The sequence below is a fragment of the Cryobacterium sp. Y82 genome (genome assembly GCF_002929495.1).
In the GTDB taxonomy this organism is placed as follows: Bacteria; Actinomycetota; Actinomycetes; order Actinomycetales; family Microbacteriaceae; genus Cryobacterium; species Cryobacterium serini.
Map to the genome: position 1 here is coordinate 129,316 of NZ_PJJJ01000029.1, position 24,958 is coordinate 154,273.

The window sequence follows — 24,958 nt, forward strand, 5'->3', positions numbered from 1 at the left end:
ACCTCGTGAAGGCCATCCGAAAATTTACCGTCCGCGCCGTTCTCCCCGAGCCCCTCGCGGCTCTCGAGGAGCTTGCCGGCAATCTCCGTTGGTCGTGGCATGAACCGACTCGGCAGTTGTTCGAGCGCATCGCCCCTGAGCTGTGGCGCGAGATCGGTGCCGACCCGGTCGCTCTGCTCGGCGCCGTCGACCCGCGTCGCCTCGACGAGCTGGCGCAGGACCACGACTACGTGGCCCAGGTTGATTCCACCAGAGACGGCTTGCGCGATTATCTCGAACAGTCACGCTGGTACCAGGAGCTCGAGGGAGAAAAGCCCGCTGCGATAGCGTATTTCTCACCGGAGTTCGGCATTGCTGCCGCCCTGCCTCAGTATTCAGGGGGCCTGGGCATTCTGGCCGGCGACCATCTCAAGAGCGCGTCCGACCTCGGCCTGCCGCTGGTGGGCGTGGGGCTGTTCTATCGCGCCGGTTACTTTAGCCAGGCCATCTCGCCTGACGGCTGGCAGATGGAGAGCTACCCGCTGCTCGACCCCGACGGGCTCCCGCTGGCCGTACTGCGTCGGGCCGACGGTTCGGCCGTGCAGATTACCCTCGCTCTGCCCGATGACCGCACGCTGCATGCCCGCGTCTGGCAGGCCAAGGTGGGTCGGGTTCGACTACTGCTGCTCGACGCCGACATTCCCGAGAACGCTGACGACCTGCGGCTGGTCACCGATCGACTGTATGGCGGCGGCGGCGAACACCGATTGCTTCAAGAACTCCTGCTGGGTATCGGCGGTGCCCGCGCCGTGAAGTTGTGGAGCTCGCTGCACGGCCTGCCAGAGCCGGAAGTATTTCACACCAATGAGGGCCACGCCGGGTTTCTCGGCCTCGAGCGCATCTCCAGCCTGATCGGCGAAGGACTGAGCTTTCAGGAAGCCCTGCAGGTGGCCCGCGCCGGAACCGTCTTCACCACCCACACCCCGGTCGCCGCTGGCATCGACCGCTTCGACCGATCCCTCGTGCGGCGGTACTTCGGTACCGATCTGCTGCCCGGTGTTGACGTGGAGGACCTGCTCGCGCTGGGAGCGGAGAGTTACTCCGGCGGCTCCTCCGAGGTGTTTAACATGGCCATCATGGGATTACGCCTCGGCCAGCACGCCAACGGCGTTTCGACCCTGCACGGCGAGGTCAGTCGAAGAATGTTCAACGGGCTGTGGCCTGGTTTTGATTCCGCCGATGTGCCGATCACGTCGATCACGAACGGTGTCCACGCGCAGAGCTGGACCGACCCGGCGCTGAAGAGCCTCGCCAGCACGAAGCTCGGCACGAGCGACACCTCGACGGCAAATTGGGCCTCCCCTGATGTGTCCGATCAAGACCTGTGGTCGGTGCGGGGGCGGATGCGCCTGCAATTCGTCGAGGATGCCCGCCGCCGTCTGCTGGGTGCCTGGCGCGACCAGAATCCGGGTGGTATCCCTCCGGCCTGGATTGGGCGGGTGTTCGACCCGAACGTGCTGACCATCGGATTTGCCCGCCGCGTTCCCACGTACAAGCGCTTGACCCTGATGCTGCATGACCCTGAACGCCTGCGCGCCCTGCTGCTGCACCCGGAGCATCCGATTCAGATCGTCATCGCCGGCAAGTCACACCCCGCCGATGAAGAGGGCAAACGACTGATCCAGAAGATCGTGCAGTTCGCGGCGGATCCTGCCCTGCGCACGCGTATCGCTTTTCTACCCGACTACAACATCGCCATGGCCCAGCTCATGTATCCGGGAACGGATGTCTGGCTCAACAATCCATTACGCCCGCTGGAGGCCTGTGGCACGAGCGGCATGAAAGCGGCCTTGAACGGCGCCCTCAACCTCTCGATCCTTGACGGCTGGTGGCCTGAATATTACGACGGCAAGAACGGCTGGGCAATTCCGTCGGCCGATTCGGCCGGCGACTCCGCCGAACGCGACCGGCTTGAAGCCGAGGCGCTGTACGACCTGATCGAACACCAGGTCGCGCCGATGTTCTATGAACGCAACGGTGAGGATGTACCCGAACGATGGGTCTCAAATATCCGGCACACTCTCAGTACCCTGTCGCCGGCACTTTCCGCTGACCGCATGGTCAGCGAGTATGTGCAGCGTCTGTATCGCCCGGCCGGGCACTACGAAGGGCTCATGTCGGCGAACAACTACCGCGCGGCCCGCGAACTGGCGGCGTGGAAAGGCAGGATCATCTCGGCCTGGCCGCAGGTTGCGGTGACCCACGTCGAATCGGGCGGCGTTTCGTCGGTGCCCGAAGTGGGTGATGACCTGCACCTGCGCGCGCACGTGCAGCTCGGCGGACTCGTCGCTGAGGACGTGACCGTCGAGGTTGTCTACGGCAAGAGCCTCGGTACCGACGAACTGCGCGATGTGGCGACTCAGGCGCTCGAACCGGCACTCGTGAAGGAAACGCCGGCCGGCGGTGCCACGCTGTTCACGGGAACGGTCGAACTCGACCGGGCCGGAGCCTTCGGTTACACCGTGCGTGTCGTTCCGAGGAATGATCTGCTCATCAGCCCAGCCGAAATGGGCCTGGTCGCCATCGCAAGTTAGCGTGGTCAGGGCCTTCGATTCCGAAGGCCCTGAACGGCTTAGGCCAGGGGCGTGGGGCGCGGCACGCGCGGGCCATGAGCGCGCATGAGCTGCATCGAGGCACCCGGAACGAACAGGGGAGTGCCCGGTGAGTGCTCGAGACACAAGTCGCGCAGGTCGTCGTGGCTGGAATCCCAGAGCAACGTATATGCATCCACTTCCTCATGCGCGGGCAGTGTGACGATCTCGTCCTGCTCCCGCGCGTTGATCACAAGCAGGATGCGGTTAGAGTCTTCATGCTCGGGGGTCGACGCCGCCATGTACTGCAGGGTGCGCTCGGTCGGTGAGTTCCAGGCGTCGCCGGTGAGCGTCTCGCCGGCGATGTTGTACCAGTCGAGCTGGCTGGCATTCGGCGTGGTCTCGCCGAACCGCCCGAAGTGCACCGGACGCAACGCCGGGTTCTCCCGGCGCAACTGCAGCAGACGGCGGGTGACCTGGTGCAGGTCCTGTTGCCAGTCGTCAAAATTCCAGTTCAGCCAGGTCAGCTCGCTGTCCTGGCAGTAGGCGTTGTTATTGCCCCGCTGGCTGCGCCCGAACTCGTCGCCGGCGGTGAGCATGGGGATGCCGGCCGACAGGAGCAGGGTGCCGAGCAGGTTGCGCATGGCCTTGCGGCGAGTGGCCAGTATGGTCACGTCGCGAGTAGGCCCCTCCACGCCGTGGTTGTACGAGCTGTTGTTGTCGGTGCCGTCACGGTTCGACTCACCGTTGCCGAGGTTGTGTTTCACGTCGTACGCGGTCAGGTCTGCGAGGGTGAACCCGTCGTGCGCGGTGATGAAGTTGAGCGAGGCGAGTGGGCCGCGCTGCTTCGAAAAAGTGTTCGAGGAACCGGCGACCCGGGTCGCGAACCGCCCGATCCCACTGCCGGCCGAGCCGCTCAAACGCAGGCTCTTCATGTCGGTGAGCCAGAAGTCCCGCATGCGGTCGCGGTAGCGGTCGTTCCACTCAGTCCAGCCGGGCGGAAAATTGCCGGTCTGCCAGCCGCCCTGGCCGACATCCCACGGCTCCGCGATGAGCTTCACGCCGGCCAGCTCCGGGTCGTCGCGAATCTCGGTGAGCAGCGGATGCTCCCGGTCGTAGACGACGCCGCCGTCACGGCCGAGTGTCGCGGCCAGATCGAAACGGAACCCGTCGATCTGCAGGTCGTTGGCAAAGTAGCGAAGCGAATCGAGCACGAGCCGTTTGGGCACGTCGTGGCTGAAGTTGACCGTGTTGCCGCACCCTGTCACGTCGATGTAGGCGCCGGACTCGTCCTGCCGGTAGTAGGCCGCGTTGTCGATGCCGCGCAGGCTCGTGACCGGGCCGTTGCGACCCTCCTCAGCGGTGTGGTTGTACACCACGTCGAGGATGACCTCGAGCCCCGCCTCGTGCAGCAGTTTGACCATGCCCTTGAACTCGCGCAGCACCGCAGCCGGCCCCGCAGACTGGGCCGCCTGGGTGGCGTAGTCCGCGTGCGGGGAAAAGAAGTTGAGGGTGTTGTAGCCCCAGTAGTTGATCAGGCCCTGTTTGATCAGACGCTGTTCCGACACGAAGGCCTGCACCGGCAACAGTTCGACCGCAGTCACGCCGAGGTCCTTCAGATAGCCGATGGTGGATTCATGGGCGAGGCCGGCGTAGGTACCGCGCAGCGCGGCCGGAACCAGCGGATTGAGCCGGCTGAGGCCGCGCACGTGTGCCTCGTAGACCACGGTGTGGTCGAGGGCGGTGGCTGGTTTTGCTGTGCCGTTCCAGTCGAAATAATCATCGACCACCGAGGACTGCCACAGTCCGGCGCCCACCCGCACCAGACCGCGGGAATACGGCTCGATCAGGATTTTTTCTGGGTGAAACGAATTCTGTGGGCTGGCCGGACCCGACACCCGGATGCCGTATCGGCGCCCCGGTGACAGCGTGCGCGATTTGCCGGACCACACGCCGTGCACGTCCTGTGCCATCGGCACGCTCTTGATGATCCAGTTCGGATCGGTGTCGTCGAACAGGCACAACTCCATGGCATCGGCGTGTTCGGCCCAGACGCGGAGTTCACCGCCCGCGCTGGTCAATCGCACACCGAGGTTGCGCAGGGGGTCGGTGGAACTCATGGATTCAAGAGTAATCAGTGTGGGGGAAGCGTGACGACCACCGGCATCCGCTCGACTGTAAAATGAGAGGCATGGTTGTCTATCTGGATCACGCGGCGACCACGCCCATGCTTCCCGCCGCTATTGCCGCCTACGCCGAAGCGATGAGCGTCGTCGGCAACCCCGCCTCGGTGCACAGCCAGGGCCAGAATGCGAAGCGGATGCTCGAAGAGTCGCGGGAAATCGTGGCCACGAGTCTCGCCTGCGACCCGATCGAGGTGGTCTTCACCGGCAGCGGCACCGAGGCGATCAACCTGGGCATCAAGGGCCTGTACTGGGCCCGCGCGCCGCGCCGACGCATTCTGGTGCCCGGCGGCGAACACCACGCGACCCTCGATACGGTGGAGTGGCTGGCCCAGCACGACGGGGCCGTCATCGAGTGGATTCCGCTTGACCATGACGGACGCATCGACCTCGACGCGCTGGCGGATGCCATTGCGCGTGACCCCCTGGACGTTGCGCTGGTGAGTGTGATCATGGCCAACAATGAAGTCGGCACCATCGAGCCCGTTGCCGAGGCGGCAGCGCTCGCCGCGGTCCACGGCATTCCGGTGCACGTCGATGCCGTCGCCGCGTACGGCTACCTTCCGGTCGACTTTCGCACCCTCGCCGCCACCGGTGTGTCAGCGCTGAGCGTATCGGCGCACAAGGTCGGCGGCCCGGTCGGTATCGGCGCGCTCGTGCTCGGCCGGGCGACGACCGTCGAGCCGCTCATCCACGGCGGCGGGCAGCAGCGCAAGGTGCGCAGTGGTACCCAGGATGTCGCGGCAGCGGTCTCGTTCGCGGTGGCGGCATCGGCCATCACCGTTGAACAGCGGGCGGACTCGTTGTCGCCGGCTGCGCGCGGCGTCGAAGCTGCGCGCCTGGCCGCGCTGCGCGACCGGGTGATCGTCGGTGTGGCGCGGGTCGCTCCCGATGCTGTACTCAACGGCGACCCGATCACCCGGCTGCCCGGCAACGCCCACTTCAGCTTTCCCGGCTGCGAGGGCGACTCGTTGTTGTTCCTGCTTGACGCCGCCGGAGTGTCGGTGTCGACCGGGTCAGCCTGTCAGGCCGGGGTGCCGGAACCCTCGCACGTGCTGCGGGCGATGGGACGCAGCGAGAGCGAATCCCGCGGGGCCTTGCGCATCACCCTCGGCCACTCGTCGACCGACGCCGACGTCGACGCACTGCTCGCCGCTCTGCCGGCCGCGCACGCCCAGGCGCTCGCCGCCGGCATGGCCGATCGGGTGCCCGGGCGATGACGTTGGCTCAAACAGGCACTCCGCGTACACTCGTTGGGTGAAGGTTTTAGCAGCAATGAGTGGCGGTGTTGATTCCGCCGTCGCAGCCGCGCGTGCGGTCGAAGCTGGACACGAGGTGGTCGGCGTACATCTGGCGCTGAGCCGAATGCCGGGCACACTGCGCACCGGCAGTCGCGGCTGCTGCACCGTGGAAGATTCGATGGATGCCCAGCGCGCCGCCAACATCATGGGCATTCCCTACTATGTCTGGGACTTCTCGGAACGCTTTAAACTCGACGTCGTCGACGACTTCATCGCCGAGTACGCCGCCGGCCGCACACCGAACCCGTGCATGCGCTGCAACGAGAAGATCAAGTTTGCCGCCCTGCTCGAAAAGGCCATGGCCCTCGGCTTCGACGCCGTCTGCACCGGCCACTACGCGAGCATTCTGACGGATGCCGATGGCAACAAGCAACTGCACCGCGCAGCCGCCTGGGCGAAAGACCAGTCCTACGTGCTCGGTGTGCTCACCGCCGATCAGATCAATCACTCCATGTTTCCGCTTGGCGCCACGCCGACCAAGGCCGAGGTGCGAGCGGAAGCGGCCGAGCGCGGCTTCTCGGTGGCAAACAAGCCCGATTCCTACGACATCTGCTTCATCCCTGACGGTGACACCAAGGGCTGGCTCGGCGAACGCGTCGCCCCAGTGACCGGCGACATCCTCGACCGGGAAGGCAACACGCTCGGCCAGCACGACGGTGCCGTCGCGTTCACCGTCGGCCAGCGGAAGGGGCTGTCGATCGGCACTCCGGCCGCCGACGGCAAGCCGCGCTTCGTGCTCGAGGTGCGTCCGGTCACCAACACGGTCGTCGTCGGTCCGAAGGAGGCGCTCGCCATCAAGGAGATCGCCGGCAACAGATACACCTGGGCGGGGCTTGCCCCCGAACATCCAGAAGTCGCGTTCCCCTGCCACGTGCAGATTCGCGCCCACGCCGACCCGGTACCCGCGGTGGCCCAGGTCGTCTCGACCACCGCAGTGACCGGAGTCCGCGGCTCGGTTGAGCTGCGCATCATTCCTAACGAGCCACTCGCCGGTGTCGCCCCCGGGCAGACCGCCGTCGTCTACGTCGGCACCCGGGTGCTCGGCCAGTGCACCATCGACCGCACCGTCAGTGCCGTCCCCGTTTCTGTCACGTCTGCAAGCACCGCTTCGGCCAGCCCCGTCCCGGTCAATGCCTGAGTCCGTCGCCGACACCACCAACGACGCGCTGAGCGTCGCAGCCGCCGAGGCTGCCGAGATCACCACCCGCGTGCTCGCCGCCCGGGACGCCTACTTCGGGCAGGACACCGTCGTCATCTCCGACGCCGACTACGACCGGCTGGTGCAGCGCCTCGGCGAGCTCGAGCGCCTGCATCCCGAGCTGCAAAGTCAGGACAGCCCCACCCAAACTGTGGGCGGCCGGGCCGAAGTCACCCTGTTCGATCCGGTCACGCACGCCGAACGCATGCTCAGCCTCGACAACGTTTTCTCCCTCGAAGAATTTGAAGGCTGGGCGGGCAAAGCTGCGGAGAACTCCGGCCGCGCGGTGCACTACCTGTGCGAACTCAAGATCGACGGCCTCGCCATCAACCTGCGGTACGCCAATGGCGTGCTCGTCTCCGCCGCCACCCGCGGCGACGGGGTCGTCGGCGAAGACGTGACCGAGAACATCGATCTCGTACCCGGCATCCCGAGTCGCCTGGCCGGCACCGGGCATCCGTCACTCATGGAGGTGCGCGGGGAGGTGTTCTTTCCCACAGAGGCATTCGACGAACTGAACGCGGCGCAGTCCGCGGCCGGCGAGCGGGTGTTCGCCAACGCCCGCAACGCTGCGGCCGGGTCGCTGCGGCAGAAAGCCGCCGGTAAGAACGCCGACCAGCTGCGCCTGATGAAGGCGCGTCTGGGGCGGCTGCGCATGCTTGTTCACGGCATCGGCGCCTGGGAGAACCCGCCCGTGCAGACCCAGTCCGAGGTCTACGGCCTGCTCGAGGGTTGGGGCCTGCCGACCAGCAGCTACTTTCGCGTAGTCCCGTCGGTCGCGGAGGCGGCCGAGTTCATAGAGTATTACGGGGCACACCGCGGCAGCGTCGTGCACGAACTCGACGGCATCGTCATCAAGATCGACGAGCTCGCCCTGCACGCCGAGCTTGGCGCCACCAACCGGGCTCCGCGTTGGGCCATCGCCTACAAGTACCCGCCCGAGCAGGTCAACACGAAACTGCTCGACATCGTCGTGAGTGTCGGCCGCACGGGACGGGCGACTCCGTTTGCGGTGATGCAAAAAGTGCTCGTGGCCGGTTCCGAGGTGCGCCAGGCGACCCTGCACAACCAAGACGTCGTCAAGGCCAAGGGCGTGCTGATTGGTGACATCATCGTGCTGCGCAAAGCCGGGGATGTCATTCCCGAGGTGCTCGGCCCGGTCGTGGAGCTGCGCGACGGCACCGAACGCGAATTCGTCATGCCGCTGAACTGCCCGGAGTGTGGCACCCCGCTCGCCCCGGCCAAGGAGGGTGACAAAGACCTGCGCTGTCCGAACGCGCGCAGCTGCCCCGCGCAGGTGCGCGGCCGGGTGGAGCACATCGGCAGCCGGGGCGGCCTCGACATCGAGGTGCTCGGCGAGGTCGCGGCTTCCGCGCTCACCCAGCCGACCGTGCCGGCCGACCCGCCGCTGTCGACCGAGGCCGGCTTGTTCGACCTCGAACTTGCCGACCTGTTGCCGATCCAGGTGATCGTGCGCGACGCCGAAACGGGCTTGCCCAAGGAAGACGACGGGGCCCTGAAAATTCGGATGCCGTTCTCTCGCAATCCGAATCCTGCCGAGAAGAAGCAGGGTCTGACCGACCTGCAGCCATCGTCGAGCGCGCTCAAGCTCCTGGCCGAGATTGAGAAAGCCAAGACGAAGCCGTTATGGCGCATTCTGGTGAGCCTGAACATCCGTCATGTCGGCCCGGTCGCCGCACGCGCACTGGCCAACCACTTCGGCTCCCTCGATGCCATTCGTGCCGCGACCCGTGAGGAACTGGCCGAGGTCGACGGGGTCGGCAGCATCATCGCTGACGCCGTGCTCGACTGGTTCCAGGTGGACTGGCACGTCGATATTGTGACTCGGTGGGCCGCGGCCGGTGTGCAGTTCGCCACCCCGGACCACCCCGGGCCGGGCGCGGCCGGGGCCGCCGGGGGAGTGCTCGCCGGGCTGACCGTGGTCGCCACCGGTTCGCTTGAGGGTTTCACCCGGGAGGGGGCGCAGGAAGCGATCATCGCCGCCGGCGGCAAGAGTGCATCGAGCGTGTCGAAGAACACCGATTTCGTCGCCGCCGGGCCGGGCGCAGGATCCAAGCTCGGCAAGGCCGAAACCCTCGGCATCCGCATACTTGATGCCGACGAGTTTCGAACCCTGCTCGAGGGTGGACCGGCCGGGTTGGCGCCCGCGTCCTCGTGAGGACACTCCCTCAACGGTCGAGTCCGCGCACCGATCGCGCCGCGGTCGCCTACTCGGGCTTGAGGATGACTTTGGTCCACCCGTTGTTGCGGTCGCCGAAGTTCTTGTAGGCATCCGCGGCTTGGCTGAGCGGGATCTCGTGCGAAACGATCCAGGATGGCTTGGCCTTGCCCACGGCAATGAGATCACGCAATTGCCGATTGTATTTCTTCACCGGACATTGGCCGCTGCCGATATTTTGACCTTTGAGCCACTGCAGGCCGTAGTCAATGGCAATTTTGCCCTGCTTGGCGTTCTCGTCGAAGCCGCCGGGATCTGCCGGCAGGAAGACGCCGACAACGCCGATGCCCCCGGTGATGCGCACGGACTGAATCAGCCGGTTCAGCGTCATGGCGGGATCTTCGGTGCCTTGAGGATCGTGGGATTGATAGCCCACGCATTCACAACCTCGGTCCGCGCCGACACCCTTGGTCTGGTCCAAAACGAATTGGACCGGGTCCGTCTTCGAGTCATCAACGGCGATTGCGCCGATCTGTTCGGCGAGGGCCAGCCGGTCTGGGCGTCGGTCCACAACCCAGACTTTACTGGCTCCCTTGATCGTCGCAGACAGGGCAGCCATCAGCCCGACCGGACCCGCACCGTAAATCACGACTGTGTCCCCGGGGATAACGCCGGCCATCTCTGTAGCGTGGTAGCCGGTAGGGAAGATGTCCGAGAGCATCACGTAATCGTTCTGCTTTTCTCTGGCGTCTTCACCCAGGCGCAAGCAGTTGTTGTCACCGTAGGGCACACGCAGCATTTGGGCCTGCCCGCCGGGGTACGGACCCATGCCGGCGAAGCCGTAGGCGGCGCCGGCACCGACCGGGTCGGGTTGAGTCGTCATGCAGTAGTTGGTAAAACCGCGTTCGCAATTCTTGCAAAACCCGCAGGAAATATTGAACGGCAGCACGACGAGTTCGCCCACTTTGACCTTGTCGACTCCGTTACCGACCTCGATGACCTCGCCCATGTTCTCGTGGCCAAACGTACGTCCAACCGCGAAATCGGTGCGTCCCTCGTACATGTGCAAATCTGAACCGCAGATATTCGTGGCCGTGATGCGCACGAGAACATCAGTGGGGCGTTCGATCTTGGCATCTGGAACTTCTTCCACGTTGACCTCATTGGGGCCCTTATAAACGACTGCTTTCATTTTTTTCACTCCCTGAATTTATAACGGTGTAAGACGGAAGGTCCGTCTTCACTTTCGGAGGTATTGAATGGATGAATATGCGACAGCGTTAGGCTGTGCAGAAAATGAGCATGTTTCATTAGTATCACGATCGCGCAGAGCGCGCTTCAACAATGAACGGACGGCGTCACAGAATATCGAGCGGTTGCTTGCTGCGGGGCGCCGGAAATGCGTTATCCAGCGACAGGCAATCCTCGGCGTCCAGGACCACCGCGCCCGCGCCGACATTCTGCTGCACGTGCTCGAGAGATGAGGCCTTGGGGATCGCGATGACGCCCGGTTGCCGGATGACCCAGGCGAGTGCGATCTGGGCACCAGTCACTCCGTGCTTGTCTCCGATTTCGGCCAGGAGCGGATGCTCGAGCAGAGTCGGTCCCTGGCCGAGTGGTGAATAGGCCATGAGCGGCATGCCTGCGCGTTGTTGCCAGGGCAGGAGATCAAACTCGATGCCCCGACTGCCGAGGTTGTAGAGGACCTGATTGGTGGCGCATCCGTCTGGTGCTCGCTGTAGATCATCCCGGTCGAAATTGGATAATCCCCAGCTCCGGATCTTGCCAGCTGCACGCAGGTGATCGAACCCGTCGACGGTCTCGGACAGCGGGAAACTGCCGGACCAATGCAGTAAAAAGACATCGAGCCGATCGGTTCCGAGTCGGCGCAGGCTACGCTCGCACGCAGCGACGACACCGCTGCGGCTGGCGTTATGCGGGTAGACCTTACTGACCAGCACGACGTCATCGCGGTGACCCCGGATGGCCTCGCCGACCAGTTCTTCCGAGGCGCCATCGCCATACATTTCGGCGGTGTCGATCACGGTCAGGCCAGCGTCGATCCCCGCGCGCAGGGCCGACACCTCGGTCTTTCGCTTCGCGGCATCCTCACCGAGATGCCAGGTTCCCTGGCCAATGACGGGCACTTGGACGCCGTTGAAGAAGTCAGTTTCGCGCATGCGGTTCCTTACCTAGTGTGCATTTCCAGACGCTCTGGCTTACGTATTCAGAAGACTGAGTACGATCTTGCCCAGGTGCGAGTTCGCGGCCATGAGATCCTGGGCTTGTTGGACTTCGGTCCAGGGCAGGATCCGATCAATCAATGGGCGCAGTGCTTCGGCAGCCGGGTCGACCTCGGAGCGCAGCGCGGCGACGATGGCGGCTTTTTCGGCAGCGTCACGGGTGCGAAAGGTGACCCCGATGATGCTCAGTCGTTTAAAGGCCAGTGCTTCCAGATCAAGATCACCGTGGGCACCACCGAGGCGCCCCACACCGACCAGGCGTCCGAGGAGGGCTGCGCAACGAATATTGTCCGCAAGATAGGGGCCACCAACGTGGTCGACGATGACGTCGACCCCGCGGCCATCCGTCAGTTCCAAAACCCGATCTGCGAAACCGGCCTCGCCAATCTCGATCACGTGATCGGCACCCTGAGCAAGAAGAAGGTCTGTTGCCCGGTCGGTGCGAACGGTAGTAATGATCAGTCCGGCGCCGAGGTACTTTGCCAGCTGTACGCACTGAAGCCCCACTGTTGAGGCCGCAGCATGAACGAGCACCGTTTCGCCCGGCTTGAGGCCACCCGCAGTGCGGAGCGCGTTGTGCTCGGTCATCAGCCCGAGGATGACAGCAGCACCCTCCGCGTAGGTCCACGCCGCCGGAATCGGTACAACCAGCGCAGCGTCGACAACGACATCCTCGCTCAAACCTCCACTGACGGTGGCCATGACGCGGTCACCGACGTGAACGCCCCTCACCTCGCTTCCCACCGTGACAACGTCGCCCGCGGCATCCAGCCCCACGACGACCGGCGCGCCGCCCGGGCTGACCGGTTGATGGGTTCCCGCGCGCTGAGCAAGGTCGGCACGGTTCACCGACGCAGTCCGCACACGGATCTTCACCTGACGCGGGCCCGGTTCAGGGCTCGGGAGATCCCGCATCGACAGCACGGATCCGCCCGGGTTCTGCTCAACGACAATTGCTCTCATATCTGCCAGTGTGCTACGAAACGGTTACTTCCCGCTGAACTTCTGGCTTCGTAGAGGGTTCTTTCTCGTCGTCGGCGATGCCGAACTTGACTCAATTAACGCGAATGGTCGACCGGTGCGGTCGGCGGATCGGGCTCACGGCGGCTGGCGAATAGGATTGGGTAACCACCTCAATGCGTATCGGAGCACCATGTCTGAAATCACGGCCGAGCAGGTTGCCCATTTGGCATACCTTGCCCGGATCGACCTCAGCCCCCTCGAGATCACCAGCCTCACCCATGACCTCGGCCAGATCGTCGACTCGATCGCCAAAGTGTCTGAGGTTGCTACAGCCGATACTCCGGCCACGAGCCACCCGATGCCGTTGACCAACGTGTTCCGCGATGACGTCGTCGTACCCTCGCTGACGGTCGAGCAGGCCCTGTCCGGTGCGCCGGACCGCGCCGGTGACAAATTCCGCGTGCCCGCCATCCTGGACGAGGAGTAACTATGACCTATCTCACCAAGCTTTCCGCCGCTGCGCTGAGTGAACTGTTGGTCAGCAGGCAGGTCAGCGCCGTCGAAGCTACCCGCGCCCACCTCGACCACGTCACGGCGGTCGACACCGACCTGCATGCTTTCCTGCACGTCGCCGGCGACGCCGCCCTCAACACCGCAGCGAAGATCGATGCCCGCCGCGCTGCAGGAGACGTGCTGAACCCGCTCGCCGGTGTTCCGATCGCGATCAAAGACGTACTCGCCACCCAGGACATGCCCACCACCGCCGGGTCGAAAATTCTCGAGGGCTGGGTGCCGCCCTACGATGCGACCGTCGTGGCCCGCCTGCGTGCGGCCGGGCTGATCCCGCTCGGCAAGACCAACATGGACGAATTCGCCATGGGGTCCTCCACCGAACACTCCGCCTATGGCGTCACCCGCAACCCCTGGGACCGAGACCGCATCCCCGGTGGTTCCGGCGGCGGCTCGGCCGCGGCCGTCGCCTCCTTCCAGGCGCCGCTCGCCCTCGGCAGTGACACCGGGGGATCGATTCGCCAGCCAGCCGCCGTGACCGGTTCGGTCGGAGTCAAGCCGACCTACGGCGGGGTCTCCCGCTACGGTGCGATCGCCCTCGCATCGAGCCTCGACCAGGTCGGCCCGGTTTCCCGTTCGGTCTACGACGCCGCCCTGCTGCACGACGTCATCGGCGGGCACGACCCGCTGGATTCCACCTCGCTGACCGACAGCTGGCCCTCGATGGCCGCTGCCGCCCAAGCCGGCCTCAAGGATGGTGCCCTCAAGGGCGTGCGCGTCGGCGTCATCAAGGAACTTTCCGGCGACGGATTCCAGGCCGGCGTCACCCAGCGTTTCACCGAGACCCTCGCCCTGCTCGTCGCCGCCGGCGCCGAGATCACCGAGGTATCCGCTCCGAACTTCGAGTATGCCGTCGCGGCCTACTACCTGATTCTACCGGCCGAGGCCTCGAGCAACCTGGCGCGCTTCGACTCGGTGCGCTTTGGCATCCGGGTCAACCCGGACAGTGGTTCGCTCACGAGCGAGCACGTCATGAGCGCCACGCGTGAGGCGGGTTTTGGCGCCGAGGTCAAGCGCCGCATCATCCTCGGCACCTATGCCCTGAGCGCCGGCTATTACGACGCGTACTACGGCAGTGCCCAGAAGGTGCGCACGCTCATTCAGCGTGATTTCGCCGCCGCGTTCAGCCAGGCCGACGTGCTGATGTCACCGAGCGCCCCGACTACCGCGTTTAAATTCGGTGAAAAGCTCGCCGACCCGATGGCCATGTACCTCAACGACGTGACCACCATTCCGGCCAACCTCGCCGGGGTGCCCGGCATGAGCATCCCAATGGGCCTCGCACCCGAAGACGGCCTGCCGGTCGGCCTGCAGATCATGGCCCCGGCCAAAGCGGATGCCCGCCTCTACACCGTCGGCGCCGCCATTGAGCAGCTCCTCGAAGCGCGATGGGGACACACCATGCTCAGCCAGGCACCAGCCCTGACCCCGACCGAAATGTTTGCCAGCGAAGAGGGAGCCGTCTGATGCCCAAGGCTGAATTGATGGACTTTGACCGCGCACTCGAACTGTTCGAGCCGGTGCTCGGCTTCGAGGTGCACGTCGAGCTCAACACCAAAACCAAAATGTTCTGCGGTTGCGCCAACGAGTTCGGCTCCGGCGCTAACACGAACACCTGCCCAACCTGCCTCGGATTGCCCGGCGGGCTGCCGCAGGTGAATAAGAAGGCGATCGAATCCAGCATCCGCTTGGGGCTGGCTTTGGGGTGTGAGATCGCGGAACACTCGCGGTTCGCCCGCAAGAACTACTTCTACCCCGACACGGCGAAGAACTTTCAGACCAGCCAGTACGACGACCCGATTGCGCATGACGGTTCGATCACGATCGAACTCGAAAGTGGCCGTTTGGTCACCGTCGAGATCGAACGCGCCCACATGGAAGACGATGCCGGCAAGCTCACCCACATGGGTGGCGCGACCGGACGCATCCAGGGCGCCGACTACTCCCTCGTCGACTACAACCGTGGCGGAGTGCCGTTGGTGGAGATCGTCACCCAGATGATCGAGGGCGCTGAACACGACGCCCCCGAGATCGGCAAGACCTACGTCGCGGCGATTCGGGAGATCGCCAAGGCCCTCGGCGTCTCCAACGCCCGCATGGAGGAGGGCAACGTGCGCTGCGACGCCAACGTCTCGCTGCGCCCGCGCGGGTCGAACGTGCTCGGTACCCGCACCGAAACCAAGAACGTCAACTCGCTGAGAAGCGTCGAACGCGCCGTGCGCTACGAAATCCAGCGCCAGGCTGCCGTACTGGCCGGCGGCGGCACCATCACGCAGGAGACCCGGCACTGGCACGAAGACACCGGAATCACGAGTGCCGGTCGGCCCAAGAGCGACGCCGACGACTACCGCTACTTTCCCGAGCCTGACCTGCTGCCGATGGCGCCGTCCCGCGACTGGGTCGAAGAGCTGCGCCTGACCCTGCCCGAGCCACCCGCGGCACGCCGCAAGCGCCTGCAGGCAGCGTGGGGTTTTGCGAACCTCGAGTTTCAGGACGTCGTGAACTCCGACCTGCTCGACGCGGTCGAAGCGACCGTCGCGGCCGGGGCATCCGCTCAGGCCGCACGCAAGTGGTGGACCGGCGAAATCGCCCGGCTCGCCAACGCGGCCGGGGTCGCCGCCGACTCGCTCGTGACACCGGCGCAGCTCGCCGCGCTGATCGAACTCGTCGATGCCGGAACCCTCACCGACCGTCTCGCCCGCCAGGTACTCGAAGGCGTCATTGCCGGGGAGGGTACCCCGGCCGAGGTCGTCGACAGCCGTGGGCTCGCCGTGGTCTCTGACGACGGCGCGCTGATCGCCGCCATCGACGCGGCGCTCCTTGGCCAGCCCGATGTGCTCGCCAAGATTCGGGACGGCAAGGTGCAGGCCGCCGGAGCCGTGATCGGCGCGGTCATGAAGGCCATGCGTGGGCAAGCGGATGCCGCGCGCGTGCGCGAACTCGTGCTGGAACGCGCCGCCACAATCGAGTAACAGGTGACAACTCAGCCTTTCGGAGTAGGCGTGCAGGTTATCGTGCGCCTCGACCGCACCCGGTTTCCCGACTCCTTGATCGACGACCCGATCGGCGTGATCGTGGCGGCAGGGGAGTCGGAAGGCGCTGGACTGTACGCGCCCACCGTGGTGCGGGAAAGATTCTGGGTCGTCCAGTTCGAGGAGCCGTTCTTCGGTCTCGACGGCTCCGGCCCGCACGACTCCGCGCGCATCCCGCAGAGCTTTCTGGAAGCGGCGCCGGAGGCGTGAACGCGATCAATCCTGAGCCGGGCGAACGCACCCCGTCGACCCGCGACATCCGTCGGTGGAGGCAGTACCTTGCCGACGAACAGGCCGAGGCTGCGGTGTACCGCGACCTCGCTAACCGGCGGGCCGGCGAAGAACGCCAGATTTTGCTTGCCCTCGCCGACGCTGAAGGAAGGCACGAAGAACACTGGCGGCAACTGCTGGGCAGTGAAGTGGGCTCACCCAAACGTGGCGCGCTGCGCACCCGATTTCTGGCGCTGCTCGCTCGCCGGTTCGGCTCGGTGTTCGTGCTTGCCCTCGCCCAGCGGGCCGAGGGGCGGTCGCCATATCAAGCGGATGCCGACGCGACCAACGCCATGGCCGCCGACGAGACCGTGCACGAAGAGGTTGTGCGCGGCCTCGCCGCTCGGGGCCGCAAACGCTTGTCGGGAACCTTTCGGGCCGCCGTGTTCGGCGTCAACGACGGGCTGGTGAGCAACCTCGCCCTCGTGCTCGGTATCGGCGCGACCGGCGTACCCGCCGCGACGATTCTGTTCACCGGTATCGCCGGGCTGCTGGCCGGGGCACTCTCCATGGGCGCCGGCGAGTACGTCTCGGTGCGCTCCCAGCGAGAACTGCTCGAAGCGTCGACCCCCGCGGCGCCGGCCAAGAGCGTGCTCTCCCATTTGGACCTCGCCGCCAACGAGCTGACCCTGGTCTACCGGGCCAGGGGCATGTCTGAAGACGAGGCGGAGGCCTACGCCCGTGGAGTACTCGCCACCGCCTACGCGGCGACCGGACCGATCTCCTCGGTCCGCCCGCAGGCTCCCCAGCACGATGAACACGAGGCCATCGGCACCGGCACCGGAGCGGCACTGTCGAGCTTTTGTTTCTTTGCCTCGGGGGCGCTGCTGCCGGTGCTGCCCTACCTGTTCGGCATGAGCGGCTACGCGGCCATCATCGTGGCCACCATTCTCGTGGGAGTCGCCCTGTTGGCCACCGGCGCAGTCGTCGGCTTGCTCTCTGGTGGTCCGCCGCTGAAGCGTGCGCTGCGACAACTGGTGATCGGCCTTGGGGCGGCCGCGGTCACCTACCTGCTCGGGCTGATCTTCGGCACCGCGATTGGTTAGCGGCCGACCAGAATTGGTCGCGCTTGTCGGTGGCCACCTATCGGCCACCAGCTCACCCGGGCTCACCTCATAACTCCTGCAATATGAGAGCACGGCAGAAGAGATCGGCGGAATTGCGCACTTCCGCTTGAGGTCGGGCACAGATTGCAGGAGTTGTGGCCGAAAATGGATGTGCCGATAGGCCGGATCGGGTTAGGGTTCTTCGGTGGGCAGACAGGACGGCAGCGGGCGGCAGATTTCGGCGGACGACGTCGACGACCGTTCGGCGACGATGCTGCACGTGGATCTGGACGCGTTCTTTGTCTCGGTCGAGTTGCTCTCCCACCCCGAATTTGCACACCTGCCGGTGATCGTCGGCCACCGCGGTGGCCGTTCGGTCGTCACGGCGGCCAACTACATTGCCCGAAAATACGGCGTGAACTCGGCCATGCCGATGGCGGTAGCGCTACGCCAGTGCCCGAACGCGATCGTACTCGAGCCACACATGGGGCTGTATCGGGACTTTTCCAACCGGGTGATGAGGATCTTCGACGACGTCACCCCGCTAGTGGAACGGCTCGGCATCGACGAAGCTTTTCTTGACGTTGCCGGCGCGACTAATTTGTTTGGTTCTCCGGCTGTGATCGGCGAACTCATTCGCGCGCGCGTGTTTGCCGAAACCGGCCTCGTCTGCTCCGTGGGCGCGGCGTCGACCAAGTTCGTCGCCAAACTTGCCTCCGGCCTGGCCAAACCCAACGGTCTGCTCGTCGTGCCGGGCGATGAGACGGTCGAGTTTCTGCATCCGCTGCCCGTAACCGCCCTGTGGGGCGTGGGGTCCGCTACCGAGCAGATGCTCACGCGTCTCGGCCTGAAACTCATTGGCGATATTGCGCACACGCCGTTAGACGTGCTGAAAAAGACGCTGGGGGAGGCCTCCGGTCTGAAGCTGTTCGAGTTGTCCTGGGGGCGTGACCCACGCCCGGTGACGATTGAGCGGGAAGAGAAAAGCGTTGGCCACGAGGTGACTTTTGAGCACGACGAGACCGACATCGACCGACTACACAGTGAGTTGCTGCGGCAGTGCGACCTTGTGGCCGCTCGGCTGCGGCGCAGCGATCTCGTGGCACGGCGCGTGGCACTCAAGCTGCGCTACACCGACTTCAGCACCGTTACCCGGTCGCGTACCCTCGCTGAACCGACCAATGTTGGCCGGCGCATTTATGAGGAAGCAGTCGCTGCGTTCGACCTGCTGGCCGCGTCGGGTATTCGGGTGCGACTGATCGGCGTGCGGGCCGAGCAACTCGGTACGGCGTCGGGATCAGTGGGGTTGTGGGATCCCGACGAGGACTGGCGGGGCGCCGAGCTGGCGGTCGACTCCGTGACCGAGCGATTCGGGGCGGGAAGCGTGCGTCCGGCTTCGTTTTTCAAGCCTCGCCCATAGGGCACGAGTCGGCTACCCTGTTGGAATGACCAGCCTCCCGGAAAAACTCGCAGACACCTTCCGTTCCGCCGGTGTGAAATCGGCTTACGGTGATCCCGTGCAAATTGATGGCGTCACCCTCGTACCAGTGGCGCTCAGCTACTACGGTTTCGGTGGCGGTGATGCCGGTGAAGGCGGTGCTGCCGGATCCGGTGGTGGTGGTGGTGGGGTGTCGCTGCCGATCGGCGCCTATGTCAAGGCGGGCAGCACCGCTCGGTTCGAGCCGAACGTCATCGCCCTGCTCGCAGTCGGTGTGCCGTTCCTTTTGGTCGCCGGCCGAGCCCTGGCCCGAGTGATCCGAGCCCTGAAGAAGTAGCCCCGCTCTCCGGACGGGGCCCGGGGCCCGTCCGGAGGCCCAGTCTATAAACTGCTCCCGTGGTCCGAAGGTGGGCCCGGGCGAGCGCGGCGGGGGCGACGAGCAGAACGGATGCGGCGGGGCCGGCGCGGCCGCCGCGCGAAACGACGGCGGGCCCACCGTGGCATCCGAAGGCGCAGCCAGGTCGGAAAATGCCACGGGCCGTTCACCGGTAGCCCCTGGGTGATGCGCCGACGCCGCATCACAAACCGACGCATCAGCAGGAGATATAGCGCGGCCAACACGAGCAGGATGCCGATGCTCATGTCGTGATTCCCATGCCGCAAGTCTAGGCGGGGCGCTAGAATTGAAAACGATCACGGGAGTCCGGTACACCGGGCTGAGAGGAAGCTGACCAAGCTTCGACCGTCGAACCTGATCTGGATCATGCCAGCGCAGGGAGGCTTCTCGATCCCGTGCCCTGTATTCACCTACGGAAAGGGCACGAACAGTGCACGCTACAACCACAACCACACGACCGGTCACGACGAAGAAGCCACGCAACTTTCGCTGGCGCGTGGTCGACATCGTCGTCGCGAGCGTCATCGGCGTCGCGAGCGGCGTCATCTTCTGGGCCTGGGGCCTCGCCTGGTCCCCGCTCAGCGCCATCCTTGCGTTCACGCCCGGCCTCGAAGGTCTCCTGGCCGGTGGCTGGCTGTTCGCCGGAGTGCTCGGCGGCCTCATCATCCGCAAGCCCGGCGCGGCCGTGTACACCGAGGTCGTCGCCGCTGTCGTATCAATGCTGATCGGCACCCAGTGGGGATTCTCCACACTCATCTGGGGCGTCGTGGAAGGCCTGGGCGCCGAAATCATTCTCGCGCTGTTCCTGTATACCAACTGGCGGCTGGGCGTGGCCCTGCTCGCCGGCGCGGGCGCCGGTGTGGCCGTAGGGTTTCTCGACACGACCTTCACGAGCTATGCAGCACTGGATTTTGGCTACAAAGCCGTTTATTTCGTATCCGCTGTCGTGTCGGGCACGGTGCTCGCCGGCCTGCTGTCCTGGCTGGCCGTGCGCGGCCTGGCCCGTACGGGTGCGCTGAGCCGCTTTGCTGCCGGTCGGGAAGGATCGCGAGCACACTCCGCCGCGATCAGCTGACGGATGTTAGACACCCCGCCGTTTCCCGCCGGTCACGATGCGCAGATTCGGGCCGTGCAGATTCAAGCCAGTGACTGGGGCTGGCGCCACGCCGGGCGCCACAATCAGGCGGTGTCCGGGCTTGACCTGCAGGTCGAGCCCGGCGAGCGGGTTTTGCTGCTCGGTGCCAGCGGTGCCGGCAAGAGTACGCTGGTGCACGCGCTGGCCGGGGTGCTCGGCGATGCTGAAGATGGTGACGAGACCGGCAGCCTGCTGATCGACGGCCGCCGCGCGGCCGAGGCGCGCGGCCGCGTCGGACTCGTGCTGCAGGATCCGGACTCTCAGGTCGTGCTGGCCAGGGTCGGAGATGATATTGCGTTCGGGTGCGAGAACCTCGCCGTTCCGCGCGCCGAGATCTGGCCGCGGGTGCGGCAGGCTCTCACTGAAGTCGGCCTGAACCTGCCCCTCGACCACCCCACCTCGAGTCTGAGCGGCGGGCAGAAGCAGCGGCTGGCTCTGGCCGGCGTGCTCGCCATGCGGCCGGGGCTGTTGCTGCTCGACGAACCGACCGCGAACCTCGACCCCGATGGTGTCATCGAGGTGCGCGACGCCGTTGTGCGTTCGCTCGATCGATCCGGGGCCACCCTGGTGGTCATCGAGCACCGGGTCGAAGTCTGGCAGGACGTCGTCGATCGCGTCATCGTGCTCGACCCGGCCGGCGGTGTTCTGGCCGACGGTCCCACCCGCGAAATCTTGTCGAGGCACGGGCAACGGTTGGCGCAGGCCGGCGTCTGGGTGCCGGCGCTGCCCCCCCGATTTCCGACGCGCTCTCCGATCGCCGCGGCAGAGACCCTGCTTCGGGCGGAGGGACTCGCGGTCGGTCGCGTTCCGTTTGGCCGGCGCGCGGCCTCCATTGTCGCCGCTGGCATCACCCTCAACCTGCGGGCAGGCACCGCCACCGTTGTGACCGGCCCCAACGGCGCGGGAAAATCCACTCTCGCCCTTACGCTGGCCGGATTGCTGAAGCCGGCCGGGGGAACCCTGCACGCGAGTGACACGTTTGCGGCCGGTATCGTGCCCGAGCCGCACCGCTGGCGTTCCCAGCAGCTGCTGACCCGCATTGGAACCGTTTTTCAAGACCCGGAACATCAATTCCTGGCCGCGACGGTGCGGGACGATCTGCTGATCGGCCCGCACGCCCTTGGCCTCGGCCAGGCCGAACAGACCAGCCGCGTCGACGAGCTGATGCACCGGCTACGACTCGATCATCTTGCCGACGCCAACCCGTTCACCCTGTCGGGCGGCGAGAAGAGGCGGATGTCCGTCGCCACCGTTCTTGCGACCCGTCCCCGCCTGCTCGTGCTCGACGAGCCGACCTTCGGGCAGGATTCCCGTACCTGGCAGGAACTCGTGGCCCTGCTGGCCGACCTGCTCGATGAGGGCATCGCGCTCGTCGCGGTCACCCACGACGCTCAGTTTGTCAGCGCCCTGGCCGACGAGGAATACCGGTTCGGTATGCCAGACCCGATCCGCCTCGGGGCAGGGGCGCCATGAGCTTGCTGACCCCGACGATCCGCCCGAGCGTTGTCGCCCGACTCAACCCGGTCGCCAAGCTCGCCGTGGCCCTGATCGTGAGCTGTGCGCTGCTGCTCTCGATCGACTGGGTCTCGGCTGGAGTCGCCCTGCTGCTCGAGGCCGGACTTCTGCTCTGGTGCGGCCTGAGCGCCCGACAATTTTGGCTGCGAACCGCACCGGTCTGGATTGCGGCCCCGATGGCTGCGATCACGACAGTGCTCTATGGCGAAGACTCCGGCGCGCTGCTGCGGCAGTTCGGATTCATCTCGGTGACCGAAGGCTCAGCCCAGCTCGGCCTGGCCATCGGGCTGCGGGTGCTCGCCATCGGTCTGCCCGGTATCGTGCTGCTCGCCACGACGGATCCGACGGACCTCGCCGATGGCCTCGCCCAGGTGCTGCGGCTGCCCGCGAGGTTTGTACTTGGTGGTCTGGCTGGTCTGCGACTCGTGGGCATGTTCATCGAAGACTGGCACTCGCTCACGCTTGCCCGTCGGGCCCGCGGGGTCGGCGATGGCGGCGGACCGCGCGGCGCCGCTCGCCGGTTCTTCGGCCCGGCCTTTTCTCTGCTCGTCATTTCGGTGCGTCGGGGCAGCAAACTCGCTACGGCCATGGAGGCGCGCGGATTCGGCAGCGACGAGCCCCGCACCTGGGCCAGGCCGTCGCGGGTCCGAGCGGCTGACGCGGTCCTGGTCGGCATTGGATTCGCCATTGCCGGTATCGCTATCGGCGTCGCGGTGTGGGCCGAGACCTGGAGTTTCATTCTTGCGTGACACCGACGGAGGGCTGGTTCCTCACGACGACATGGTCTTGCTGGCACCGATACTGCAGGCCGTGGCCGCTGCCGGTCCGAACCCCGTGGTGCTCATCGACGGTCCTAGCGGTGCGGGCAAGAGCACCCTCGCCGACGCGCTCAGAAAACATTGGACTGGCCCGCATCGCCCGCAATTGGTGCGCATGGACGACATTTATCCCGGCTGGGATGGTCTCGATGCGGCCGTCTGCCATCTGCGCCGCCATGTTCTGCAGCCACGGCACTGGGGCCTGCCGGCGGCATGGCAGCGCTACGACTGGAATACGAATCAGGCGGCGGAGTGGAATCCGCTTGACTCGGCCCGCCCCCTGATCGTGGAGGGTTGCGGAACGCTCGCGGCCGCGCATGAACCGCTCAGCCACGTGCGGGTCTGGCTCGCGGCCGACGACGCTCTACGCAAACAGCGTGCGCTCGATCGCGACGGAGAAGCGTTTCGCACCCACTGGGACCAGTGGCAGCAGGAGTGGGCCACCTATCTCGAAGAAGAGACGCCGGAACCTCGCGCGACCGTTCGGTTACGGGCGGGCAGCTCGAACCGTAGGGGACTAGATTGGCTGCCATGAGTGATACTGACAGCGCAAGCCCAACCCTGTATGTCGCCGAGTTCATTGATGGCCCGCTCGAGGGGCAGATCGATTCCCGAGCCCTCGTGCGCGGCAAGCACGCGGCACGCATCAGTATGGTGGCCGCCGTCGCCGGACTGGAATCGGTGTTCTGGTACGACGAGGTCGACCAACGCGACGTGAGCGGGCAACTCCGCGTGCGCTACGCCTTCGACGAGGGCGAAAGCGATCCGGTCGACGCCGAGGTCGATCCGATTTAGTTACTGGTCGAGGAATGCCGAGATCATCGCGACCGGATGGAGCAGCCGCCAGCCCGGTCCAGGGTCGTTGATGGCCTGGTCGAGTTTCAAGGCGGCCGAGAGCTTCTCCCCGGCGACGGTGAGCCGCACCTGGCCGATGTTCGCGCCGGTGCGGGCAGTGGCGAAGTCCTCGAGCGTGACCGTCGCGGCCTCCGGGCTCGCGGCCTGCCAGGCATAGCGCGTGCGAGAGACGCCGACCACTGCCGAGGCGTCATCTCCCCACGCGGATTCAAACGTCGCGTATGCGTCACCGGCGGCCAGGACAGGTAACGGGCCAACTCCAGCCCGCGCGCTCGCCATGAGCGCGGTCAGATCCGCGGTGAGGGCATCGTAGGACGGTTCGCCAATGTAGGCACCCGAGAACGTGAAGCTCGAGGCGCCGTCACTGATCTCGGCGGTGAACAGAAAACAGACCCCGCCCGCATCCGTGTAGCTGCGTGAAATGCCCGTAATTCCTTCCTCGGGCAGATATGACGTGGTATTCTGCACACCGCGGCGGTTCGCTAAAGCGGATGCGGGACTCTCCAGCATTGCCGACACGATCGGGTCGCTTGCGGCGAGGCCGGCCAGGCGGGCCAGATCGGTAGCGGTGCCGGCGCTGGCATCGTGCAGCCCGGTCGCGTCGACGACGGCGGTACCGGTGAGCCCGTTGCGCCCCAGCCAGGCGTTGGCGGCGACCACGTAGGCGTCGACCGACCCGAACGCCCAGCGGGCCACACTATCGGCGTGGTTGTTGCTCGATCCGAGCAGCAATCCCTGCAGCATCTCGAGCTCGGTCCACTGTTCGTCAGCGAACACAGTGACCGAGCGGGCACCGGCCTTGTCGTAGTCGAGATAGCTCTGAAAGTCGGCCGCCGTGAGCGTCACTACCGGGCCGCTCTCGCCCGCCACAATCGGTTTCTCGTCAAGAACGACCAGGGCGGTCACGACTTTGGCAATGGATGCCATTGGAAGCGCCTCGGCCGTTCCAGCAACCGCGATGGGCTCGGGGACCGCCGTGCTGGTGGAATCCGTGCTGGTGGAGGTCGTGCCGGACGCGGCACTGGTCGTCGCCGCGAGCACGGCGATGGCGCTTGCGCCGTTGGCGGACAGAACTGGGGGAGTGGGCGCTGTGGCTGTCGAGGCAGGGATGACGGTGGTCGCAGTAACGCTCGGAAGAGGGCCCAGCAAAGTGGCGGGGCCGTAAACGCCGAGGCCGAGGATGACCACCGTTCCGACCAATATGCCCACGAAACGGCCGGGACGGAAGGAACGCATGACCCAAGG

At 65.7% G+C, this 24,958-nt stretch carries 21 protein-coding genes and 1 riboswitch; of the genes, 16 read left to right on the forward strand and 5 right to left on the reverse strand.

Translation table 11 applies throughout. The features are described 5' to 3' along the window. Positions 1 to 5 precede the first annotated feature (5 nt). A complete protein-coding gene (gene glgP, locus CXY70_RS06790) occupies positions 6 to 2,573 on the forward strand; it encodes an alpha-glucan family phosphorylase (protein WP_104191621.1) in 2,568 nt (855 codons plus the stop codon). A gap of 38 nt (positions 2,574 to 2,611) precedes the next feature. Here the strand turns inward: glgP and glgX are convergent, their stop codons facing one another. Continuing rightward, positions 2,612 to 4,690 (reverse strand): glycogen debranching protein GlgX, encoded by a 2,079-nt coding sequence (glgX, locus tag CXY70_RS06795; protein WP_104191622.1) that lies wholly within the window; start codon positions 4,688 to 4,690, stop codon positions 2,612 to 2,614. 71 nt (positions 4,691 to 4,761) lie between these two features. Here glgX and CXY70_RS06800 point away from each other — a divergent pair, with 71 nt between their 5' ends. From CXY70_RS06800 to ligA, 3 genes are read left to right on the forward strand one after another with little or no spacing between them, the layout of a single operon-like run. After that, positions 4,762 to 5,973, forward strand: coding sequence for a cysteine desulfurase family protein (locus tag CXY70_RS06800; RefSeq protein ID WP_104191623.1), 1,212 nt, complete (start codon positions 4,762 to 4,764; stop codon positions 5,971 to 5,973). 55 nt (positions 5,974 to 6,028) lie between these two features. Then, a complete protein-coding gene (gene mnmA / locus CXY70_RS06805) occupies positions 6,029 to 7,192 on the forward strand; it encodes a tRNA 2-thiouridine(34) synthase MnmA (protein ID WP_104191624.1) in 1,164 nt (387 codons plus the stop codon). After that, a complete protein-coding gene (ligA, locus tag CXY70_RS06810) occupies positions 7,185 to 9,431 on the forward strand; it encodes an NAD-dependent DNA ligase LigA (RefSeq protein WP_104191625.1) in 2,247 nt (748 codons plus the stop codon). The genes mnmA and ligA overlap by 8 nt, the downstream gene beginning before the upstream one ends. Positions 9,432 to 9,480: 49 nt before the next feature. On the opposite strand, the gene CXY70_RS06815 is transcribed toward ligA, so the two are convergent. The 3 genes from CXY70_RS06815 to CXY70_RS06825 all read right to left on the reverse strand — a co-directional run bounded on the left by CXY70_RS06815 (position 9,481) and on the right by CXY70_RS06825 (position 12,637). After that, positions 9,481 to 10,623 (reverse strand): glutathione-independent formaldehyde dehydrogenase, encoded by a 1,143-nt coding sequence (locus CXY70_RS06815; protein ID WP_104191626.1) that lies wholly within the window; start codon positions 10,621 to 10,623, stop codon positions 9,481 to 9,483. Positions 10,624 to 10,789: 166 nt separating this feature from the next. Then, positions 10,790 to 11,611, reverse strand: a complete 822-nt coding sequence (locus CXY70_RS06820) for an aldo/keto reductase (protein ID WP_104191627.1) — start codon at positions 11,609 to 11,611, stop codon at positions 10,790 to 10,792. 39 nt (positions 11,612 to 11,650) lie between these two features. Beyond that, positions 11,651 to 12,637, reverse strand: a complete 987-nt coding sequence (locus CXY70_RS06825; protein ID WP_104191628.1) for a zinc-binding dehydrogenase — start codon at positions 12,635 to 12,637, stop codon at positions 11,651 to 11,653. Positions 12,638 to 12,827: 190 nt separating this feature from the next. Here CXY70_RS06825 and gatC point away from each other — a divergent pair, with 190 nt between their 5' ends. The 12 genes from gatC to CXY70_RS06885 all read left to right on the forward strand — a co-directional run bounded on the left by gatC (position 12,828) and on the right by CXY70_RS06885 (position 23,653). Next, complete coding sequence (gene gatC, locus CXY70_RS06830) at positions 12,828 to 13,124, forward strand: Asp-tRNA(Asn)/Glu-tRNA(Gln) amidotransferase subunit GatC (RefSeq protein ID WP_104191629.1); 297 nt, start codon at positions 12,828 to 12,830, stop codon at positions 13,122 to 13,124. Between the two features lie 2 nt (positions 13,125 to 13,126). Then, a complete protein-coding gene (gene gatA, locus CXY70_RS06835; protein ID WP_104191630.1) occupies positions 13,127 to 14,674 on the forward strand; it encodes an Asp-tRNA(Asn)/Glu-tRNA(Gln) amidotransferase subunit GatA in 1,548 nt (515 codons plus the stop codon). After that, the gene (gatB, locus tag CXY70_RS06840) at positions 14,674 to 16,179 is read left to right on the forward strand and encodes an Asp-tRNA(Asn)/Glu-tRNA(Gln) amidotransferase subunit GatB (protein WP_104191631.1); all 1,506 of its coding nucleotides are present in this window, start codon (positions 14,674 to 14,676) and stop codon (positions 16,177 to 16,179) included. Before gatA ends, gatB begins: the two co-directional genes overlap by 1 nt. 3 nt (positions 16,180 to 16,182) lie before the next feature. Continuing rightward, positions 16,183 to 16,449 carry a hypothetical protein gene (locus CXY70_RS06845; RefSeq protein ID WP_134528788.1) on the forward strand — a complete coding sequence of 89 codons (267 nt, stop codon included), beginning with the start codon at positions 16,183 to 16,185 and terminating at the stop codon, positions 16,447 to 16,449. 5 nt (positions 16,450 to 16,454) lie between these two features. Beyond that, complete coding sequence (locus CXY70_RS06850) at positions 16,455 to 17,555, forward strand: VIT1/CCC1 transporter family protein (protein WP_104191677.1); 1,101 nt, start codon at positions 16,455 to 16,457, stop codon at positions 17,553 to 17,555. Positions 17,556 to 17,760: 205 nt separating this feature from the next. Then, positions 17,761 to 18,975 (forward strand): DNA polymerase IV, encoded by a 1,215-nt coding sequence (gene dinB, locus CXY70_RS06855; RefSeq protein ID WP_104191633.1) that lies wholly within the window; start codon positions 17,761 to 17,763, stop codon positions 18,973 to 18,975. 25 nt (positions 18,976 to 19,000) lie between these two features. Beyond that, positions 19,001 to 19,330, forward strand: a complete 330-nt coding sequence (locus CXY70_RS06860; RefSeq protein ID WP_104191634.1) for a hypothetical protein — start codon at positions 19,001 to 19,003, stop codon at positions 19,328 to 19,330. Positions 19,331 to 19,678: 348 nt separating this feature from the next. Continuing rightward, positions 19,679 to 19,788, forward strand: a riboswitch (TPP riboswitch). Positions 19,789 to 19,820: 32 nt separating this feature from the next. Next, complete coding sequence (locus CXY70_RS06865; RefSeq protein ID WP_104191635.1) at positions 19,821 to 20,465, forward strand: ECF transporter S component; 645 nt, start codon at positions 19,821 to 19,823, stop codon at positions 20,463 to 20,465. A 3-nt stretch (positions 20,466 to 20,468) separates the two neighbouring features. Further along, positions 20,469 to 21,998, forward strand: a complete 1,530-nt coding sequence (locus CXY70_RS06870; RefSeq protein WP_104191636.1) for an ABC transporter ATP-binding protein — start codon at positions 20,469 to 20,471, stop codon at positions 21,996 to 21,998. Continuing rightward, positions 21,995 to 22,789, forward strand: a complete 795-nt coding sequence (locus CXY70_RS06875; RefSeq protein WP_104191637.1) for an energy-coupling factor transporter transmembrane protein EcfT — start codon at positions 21,995 to 21,997, stop codon at positions 22,787 to 22,789. The genes CXY70_RS06870 and CXY70_RS06875 overlap by 4 nt, the downstream gene beginning before the upstream one ends. Next, positions 22,782 to 23,393, forward strand: coding sequence for an AAA family ATPase (locus CXY70_RS06880; protein ID WP_233205787.1), 612 nt, complete (start codon positions 22,782 to 22,784; stop codon positions 23,391 to 23,393). Before CXY70_RS06875 ends, CXY70_RS06880 begins: the two co-directional genes overlap by 8 nt. Then, positions 23,390 to 23,653 carry a hypothetical protein gene (locus tag CXY70_RS06885; protein ID WP_104191638.1) on the forward strand — a complete coding sequence of 88 codons (264 nt, stop codon included), beginning with the start codon at positions 23,390 to 23,392 and terminating at the stop codon, positions 23,651 to 23,653. Before CXY70_RS06880 ends, CXY70_RS06885 begins: the two co-directional genes overlap by 4 nt. Here the strand turns inward: CXY70_RS06885 and CXY70_RS06890 are convergent, their stop codons facing one another. Beyond that, complete coding sequence (locus CXY70_RS06890; RefSeq protein ID WP_104191639.1) at positions 23,654 to 24,949, reverse strand: D-alanyl-D-alanine carboxypeptidase family protein; 1,296 nt, start codon at positions 24,947 to 24,949, stop codon at positions 23,654 to 23,656. Positions 24,950 to 24,958 lie beyond the last annotated feature (9 nt).